Consider the following 6874-nt stretch of genomic DNA (forward strand, 5'->3'; position numbering starts at 1 on the left):
TGCGGCGTGGAAGCACCCCTTGCGTTGTACCGCCGGTATCGCCCGGAGACGTTCGCCGAGGTCATCGGCCAGGAGCACGTCACCGCGCCGCTGCGGAACGCGCTGAGCAACAACCGGGTCAACCACGCCTACTTGTTCTCCGGGCCGCGCGGGTGTGGCAAGACCACCAGCGCCCGGATCCTGGCCCGCGCGATCAACTGTGAGAAGGGCCCGATCGCCGAGCCGTGCGGCGTCTGCAAATCGTGTACCGACCTGGCCCGCGGTGGCCCCGGCAGTATCGACGTGATCGAGATCGACGCCGCGTCGCACGGTGGTGTCGACGACGCGCGTGACCTGCGTGAGCGGGCGTTCTTCGCGCCGGTCGAGAGCCGCTACAAGATCTACATCATCGACGAGGCGCACATGGTGACCACGCAGGGCTTCAACGCCCTGCTGAAGCTGGTCGAGGAGCCGCCGCCGCACCTGAAGTTCATCTTCGCCACGACCGAGCCCGACAAGGTGATCGGGACGATCCGGTCCCGGACGCATCACTACCCGTTCCGGCTGGTGCCGCCGAAGGTGCTCGGCGACTACATGGCGACGCTGTGTGAGTCCGAGGGTGTCGCGATCGAGCCGGCAGCGCTGCCGTTGGTGGTGCGCGCGGGTGCGGGGTCGGTGCGTGACTCACTGAGCGTGCTCGACCAGCTGATCGGTGGTGCGGGGCCGGCCGGCGTGACTTATGAGCTGGCGGTTGCGCTGCTCGGCTTCACGCCCGATTCGCTGCTGGATGCGTGTGTTGACGGGTTCGCGGCGCATGACAGCAAGGCCGTGTTCGAGACGGTCGAGAAGGTGATCGAGACCGGGCAGGACCCGAAGCGGTTCGCTGAGGATCTGCTGCGGCGGCTGCGGGATCTCGTCGTACTGTCCGCGGTGCCGAATGCGGTGGCGTCCGGGCTGATCGAGGCTGCTGAGGATCAGGGCGAGCGGCTGCAGACGCAGGCCGCTGGGATCGGCGCGGCTGAGCTCACGCGGGCCGCGGACATTGTGGCTGCGGGGCTGCTGGAGATGCGCGGTGCCACTGCGCCGCGGCTGCAGCTCGAGCTGATCTGCGCGAAGGTGCTGCTGCCTGGCGCCGACGACTCCACGAATGGAATTCAGGCGCGGTTGGACCGGATGGAGCGCCGCCTGTCCATGGGCATCCCGGGTCCGGCTGACGCCGCCGGTTATGCCGTACCCTCCGCCCCAGCACCCGACGCCGCCGCCAGCCGAGCAGCCGCCCGCGCGGCAGCCGCTGGCCAAGACGTCGGTACGGCGGGCGCCGGCTCGGCTGCTGGTCCTGCGGCGGGTGGCGCGGTGCCACCTCCCGCCGCTGCCGCCGAGGCGTTTTCCACAGGTGGTCCCGAGCAGGCAGGTGCCCGCGGAGTCGACGGTGCAGGTGCCGCCGCCTCAGGTGTGGGCGGCGCTGCGGGTTCTGCCGTGGGTGGGCAGGGCGGCGCGACGGGCCCTGTGCCTGCTGACACTGCCGCAGGCGCGCAGGCTGGTGCCGCTCCTGGTCCCACGGCGGTAGACGGTGATGCGGCGGGTGGGGCTGTGCCACCTCCCGCCGCTGCCGCCGAGAACAGTTCAAGGGGCGCAGGAGAGCAGACTGGGGCCGCCGTTGGTGCGGCCGGCGTCGGCTCGCCAGCAGGTGGTGCGGGTGGCGGCTCGGCGCCGGGCGCTGGGGGATCCGGTGCGGGGCAGGTGGCTGGTGGGCGGCAGGGGGCTTGGGGGGATGAGCCGACGACGGCTGTCCCGCAGAGTGCGCCTGCGAGTCCGCAGCCGGCCGCGAGCGCCGTACCGGCTGCTCCTAGCGCGCCGGTGGGGTCGCCTTCGGTGGGGGCTGTGGGGCTGGCGGATGTTCGGCGGTTGTGGCCTCAGGTGTTGGAGGCTGTGAAGGCCAAGCGGCGGTTCGCGTGGATCATGCTGAGCCAGAACTCGCAGGTCATCGCGGTCGACGATCAGACGTTGACGTTGGGCATGCTGAATGCCGGGGCGCGGGAGAGTTTCTCGCGGTCCGGGAGCGAGGACATCCTGCGGCAGGCCATGATCGACACGATCGGGCTGAACCGGCGGATCGAGGCTGTGGTGGACCCGTCGGCCGATCCTGGTGCGGGAGGTGCACCTGCTGGTGGTGCTGGACCGCGTGCAGGTGGTCCGCCGGCCGGGGCAGGTCCGGCGGGTGGTTCCGGGGCTCCTGCTGGTGGTGGCGGTCCGGCTGCGCCCGCTCCTGCTGGTCCGACTGGGCATGCGCCGGTGGCCGAGCCGACTGCTCGGGTCGACGCGCCGGTTGCCAGTCAGCCCGTCCAGCCGCCGCCAGCGCAGGCCGTGGCACCCGAGAAAGCACCCGAGAAGGTGGCCAAGAGCGGAGCCTGGGGAGCTGAGGCGCCGACTGCGGTGGATCTGCAGGAGCCGCCGGATCCGTACGACGTACCGCCGGAGCCGGAAGCTTGGGAGCAGAGCACCCCAGCACCATCAGCCGCGCCAGCACCCGCCACAACGCCAGCAGCTCAGGCAGCCGCACCGACACAGGCAGCAGCGCCGGCTCCCGACATGGATCGGCGGCAGCAGGCCGCCAGCAAGCGACGGGCGGCCGAGGCGGCAGTGGCGGCTGAGCAGGCTCGACGGCAGCAGGCGGCGCCGGTGGTCCAGGCCGCGCCGTTGACGCCGGAGGAAGAGGCCGACTCGATCGGCGAGGACGACGTCGTACTGGAAGAGGACTCGCGGTCGCATACGGATCTGCTGCGGGACACCCTCGGCGCCGAGATCATCATGGAAGAGACCAACGGGGCCCGCTGAATCATGTGAGCATCGTGAGGTGCCTATTGATGAGCAGGTGTTTCTTGCGTTCGTTCTGACCACATTGCTGGCCATGGTGGTGCCCGGGCCGGACATGATGTTCGTGCTGGGCTGTGGGATCCGCGGTGGAGCCCGGGCCGGTGTACTGGCCACGGCTGGGGTTGCCACCAGCGAAGTGATCCATGTGGCGTTGGCTGCGGCCGGGTTGGTGGCGCTGTTCGCCGCGGTGCCCGCCGCTTTCGCGGTGACGCGGATCGCGGGCGGGGCCTATCTGGTGTTCATGGGGATCCAGATGATCCGCAAGCGAGGTGGCGGACTCGACCTGCAGGGCGGCGTTTCTGGCCGTCGCGCGTACTCGATGGGGCTGTTGACCAATCTGGTGAACCCCAAGATGGTGACGTTCACGCTGGCGTTCCTGCCGCAGTTCGTCGACCCCACCCGCGGACCGTTGTGGCTGCAGTTCGCCGTCCTCGGGGCGGTCCTGGTCGTGCTCGAGTTCCTGGTGGACGGCGCGGTCGGCGTGACCGCTGGGCGGATCGGTGGCTGGCTGCGAACCCGGGAGCGAGTACGGCGTGGGATCGACGCGACGACCGGTGGATTGTTCATCGGGCTCGGCGCTCGGTTGGCCCTCCAGCGCTGAATGTCCACCGGTCACCCTCAGTATCTGTGGGTGGCCGGCACGGGTTTCCACAAGATCCACAGGGGTGTGGACGGAGATGTTCACAGCCCTGTGGAAAACTTGGGGAGACTGGTCGGTTTCCGGGGGATCGAAGAGATGTCCAGGTGACCGGCTAGGGTTGGTCGAAGAATTCGGTGGCGGCTCGACGAGGAGATCGCGTGTTCGACGGTGGCGGTGCTGGTGGTTTCGACATGTCCAACCTGCTTGCGCAGGCACAGGCCATGCAAGACCAGCTGATGCAGGCGCAAGCCAACCTGGAGACCCAGGAGGTCGAGGGGTCGGCCGGCGGTGGCCTGGTGGGCGCTGTCGTGTCCGGGACGGGTGAGCTGCTCCGCCTCGACATCAAGAAGGAAGCCGTCGACCCCGAGGACACCGAGACGCTGGCCGATCTGATCGTGGCCGCGGTCCGGGACGCCTCGGAGAACGCGAAGGCCGCCGCCGCGCAGGCGATGGGCCCGCTGGCCAACGGCATCCCCGGTTTCGGCGGCCCGGCTGACGCCGGTCTGGACGACGACCGGCCGAGCCCCGAGCTCCCCGGCGGCGGCATCGGCTTCACCAAGCCGTCCGGCCCGCCCGGCCAGAACCCGGCCTGACATGTACGAGGGGGCCGTTCAGGACCTCATCGACGAGCTCGGCCGGTTGCCGGGGGTCGGTCCGAAGTCCGCCCAGCGGATCGCGTTCCACCTGCTGGCGTCCGACGAGACCGACGTACGGCGGCTCGCGCACGTGCTGATCCAGGTCAAGGAGAAGGTCAAGTTCTGCGAGATCTGCGGCAATGTCGCGGAGGAACCGCAGTGCCGGATCTGCCGGGACCCGCGCCGGGACCTGAGCCTGATCTGTGTGGTCGAAGAGGCCAAGGACGTGGTCGCGATCGAGCGGACCCGCGAGTTCCGCGGCCGGTACCACGTGCTCGGCGGGGCGATCTCACCGATCGAGGGGATCGGGCCGGACGAGCTGCGGATCAAGGAGCTGCTGCAGCGGCTGGCCGGTGGAGAGGTGATGGAGATCATCCTGGCCACCGATCCGAACCTCGAGGGCGAGGCGACGGCGACGTACCTGAGCCGGTTGCTGCGGCCCATGGGCTTGCGCGTGACTCGATTGGCTAGTGGACTTCCAGTAGGCGGTGACCTCGAGTACGCCGACGAGGTCACACTCGGACGGGCGTTTGAAGGGCGACGATCGATCGATGACTGAATCAACCGATATGGCAGAGCGCGCGCTGAGCATCGGCTCGGACGATCTCACCGAGTTCGCGGAACAGATCGCCGACCAGGTGCAGAGCTTCCTGATCTCGGTGCGCGACATCGCGGCACAGCCGGACGAGGACGGTGTGGACGAGGGGCTCGCCTCGCTGCCGTACCTGCTGCTCGAGGTCAGCCAGCTGCTGCTGGCCGGTGGCCGGCTGGGCGCGTTCGAGGACTTCGTGCCGGAGGAGCGCTTCGAGTCCGACGCGGGCCCGGATCCGGATCTGGACGCGATGCGTGACCGTTTGGCGGTGCTCTTCGAGGGTCTCGACGAGTACGCCGAGGTCTTCGACCCGTACGCCGCACCGCCGGAGATCACGGTGAACCGGCTGTCCGACGACCTGACCGCGATCGCGACCGACCTCGTGCACGGCCTGGCCCACTACGAAGAGGGCCGGATCGTCGAGGCGCTGTGGTGGTGGCAGTTCTCGTACGTGTCCACCTGGGGTGCGGCCGCGAGCGCCGTACTGCGGGCGATCCAGTCGCTGATCGCCCACGACCGGCTGGAGCCGGCCCACGATCCCGAGACCGAGGCTACCGACCGCGAGCTGGTCGAGGTCGCCGAGGAAGCCGTTCAGCGCCGATAAGGCCCGCACCATCGGGGAGAATGGCCCGATGTCCGTTCATGAAGTGATCCAGCGGCTGCCCGATATCGGCCACGTCCGCCGGGTCAGCCGCGCCCTCGCCGTCCTCGACCTGATCCTGGACGGTGACGATGACATGCTGCCGTTCTTCGCGTTCGACGCCCGCTGGTCGGAGACCGAGGAAGCCGCGTTGATGCGCGACGGCTCGGGCAACGAGTACTCGATCGTGTTCTCCGCCGAGGGCGCGTTCGTTTACGGGTTCGACCACGAGTCGCCGATGTCGCCGTGGGCGCGGAACGGCAAGCTGTGGCCCGGCCTGCTGGACGGCGTACCGGAGGTCTTTCACGCCGCGCGCGATGAACCCGCCTTCGCCGATGACGGCGTACCGCGTGCGACGGTCTGCATCTGGCGGACCCCCGCCGACGACGCCTGGCAATGCGGTCCGGTCAAGGACGTGGAGAAGGACGGTGCCAACTACTTGTTCCAGCTCCTGGCCGACGGCAACCCGGAGGCGTTCCTGTCGTTCGCGGAGGACTACTACGGCGTCGAGCTCGACATCGAACCGATCCGGCACGTCTACGCGTTGATGCCCTTGACCGAGTACGTCGTCACCTCGCTCAACCGCGAACGCCGCCTGCCCGATCTCGCCGAGGGCATCGCCGAAATCGGCTACCCACGCTCATGATCGACGTACGGCCGATCGGTCCCGACGACCGCCGTGCCGTGGCGCAGTTCTTGACCTTGAACGGCGGTACGACGGTGATCGCGCATGGCGTCACCTACGACGCGACCGCCCTGCCCGGGCTGATCGTCGAGCGGGACGGCGAGATCGACGGCCTGCTCACGTACGACGTACAGGGTGATGACTTCGAGGTCGTGACCCTGCATGCAGCCGAGCGTCATACCGGTGTCGGTACGGCGTTGCTGTCCGCGGCAACCGAGCTCGCTCGGACGACCGGTGCGAAGCGCCTCTGGCTCATCACCACCAACGACAACGTGGACGCCCTGCGCTTCTATCAACGCCGTGGCCTCCGCATCATCGGCGTCACACCAGGCGCGGTCGACGAGTCCCGCAAGGTGAAACCCACGATCCCGGAGACCGGCGACTACGGCATCCCGCTCCGCGACGAACTCACCTTGGAGCTCATCCTTTGACGGGTCAGCCCACGCGGTGGTGGGTCAGCCCATCGCATGGTGCGTGGGCCAACTGCATGCGGTTAGCCGACCCCCAACCGGATGGGTTAACCCACGAGATTGTGGGTTCCTCACCCGCATGCGGGTCCATAACCCACCAGCCCATGGGTTAACCCACCAGATACTCGTCGATACGGTCGAACCGAGCACAACGTCGTACCGGCCGAGGTGGGGGCCGCTCGCTCCCTGCGGTTCGTCAACCCACCCCATTTGGTGGGTCAGTCCACGCGGTGGTGGGTGGGCCAACTGCCTGCGGTTAGCCAAGGGCCTTGCCCCCGGTTCGTGGACACGGGTGGTGGATTACGCCGCTGATGGGAGCGTAGTGGCGGTGCTGGTTTCGTAGGTGGTTGGGGACTGGT

7 protein-coding genes are annotated in these 6874 nt (G+C 68.7%); all 7 read left to right on the top strand.

The window, feature by feature from the left end; all coding sequences use genetic code 11:
* Positions 1-6: 6 nt before the first annotated feature.
* Complete coding sequence (locus ACFVWG_RS33545; RefSeq protein WP_391547478.1) at positions 7-2814, top strand: DNA polymerase III subunit gamma and tau; 2808 nt, start codon at positions 7-9, stop codon at positions 2812-2814.
* A gap of 19 nt (positions 2815-2833) precedes the next feature.
* Positions 2834-3454, top strand: coding sequence for a LysE family translocator (locus ACFVWG_RS33550; protein ID WP_391547479.1), 621 nt, complete (start codon positions 2834-2836; stop codon positions 3452-3454).
* A 197-nt stretch (positions 3455-3651) separates the two neighbouring features.
* Positions 3652-4086 carry a YbaB/EbfC family nucleoid-associated protein gene (locus ACFVWG_RS33555; RefSeq protein ID WP_391547480.1) on the top strand — a complete coding sequence of 145 codons (435 nt, stop codon included), beginning with the start codon at positions 3652-3654 and terminating at the stop codon, positions 4084-4086.
* A gap of 1 nt (position 4087) precedes the next feature.
* Positions 4088-4687 (top strand): recombination mediator RecR, encoded by a 600-nt coding sequence (gene recR / locus ACFVWG_RS33560; protein ID WP_391547481.1) that lies wholly within the window; start codon positions 4088-4090, stop codon positions 4685-4687.
* A complete protein-coding gene (locus ACFVWG_RS33565; protein ID WP_391547482.1) occupies positions 4680-5324 on the top strand; it encodes a DUF5063 domain-containing protein in 645 nt (214 codons plus the stop codon). The genes recR and ACFVWG_RS33565 overlap by 8 nt, the downstream gene beginning before the upstream one ends.
* A gap of 28 nt (positions 5325-5352) precedes the next feature.
* Positions 5353-6006, top strand: coding sequence for a hypothetical protein (locus tag ACFVWG_RS33570; RefSeq protein ID WP_391547483.1), 654 nt, complete (start codon positions 5353-5355; stop codon positions 6004-6006).
* The gene (locus tag ACFVWG_RS33575) at positions 6003-6476 is read left to right on the top strand and encodes a GNAT family N-acetyltransferase (RefSeq protein WP_391547484.1); all 474 of its coding nucleotides are present in this window, start codon (positions 6003-6005) and stop codon (positions 6474-6476) included. The genes ACFVWG_RS33570 and ACFVWG_RS33575 overlap by 4 nt, the downstream gene beginning before the upstream one ends.
* Positions 6477-6874: the final 398 nt, after the last annotated feature.

It is taken from the genome of Kribbella sp. NPDC058245 (assembly GCF_042882005.1).
GTDB lineage: Bacteria > Actinomycetota > Actinomycetes > Propionibacteriales > Kribbellaceae > Kribbella.

Coding starts and splice junctions, on each gene's coding strand:
- ACFVWG_RS33565 (WP_391547482.1), top strand. CDS start 4,680: ATGACTGAATCAACCGATATGGCAGAGCGCGCGCTGAGCATCGGCTCG.
- ACFVWG_RS33575 (WP_391547484.1), top strand. CDS start 6,003: ATGATCGACGTACGGCCGATCGGTCCCGACGACCGCCGTGCCGTGGCG.
- ACFVWG_RS33570 (WP_391547483.1), top strand. CDS start 5,353: ATGTCCGTTCATGAAGTGATCCAGCGGCTGCCCGATATCGGCCACGTC.
- recR (WP_391547481.1), top strand. CDS start 4,088: ATGTACGAGGGGGCCGTTCAGGACCTCATCGACGAGCTCGGCCGGTTG.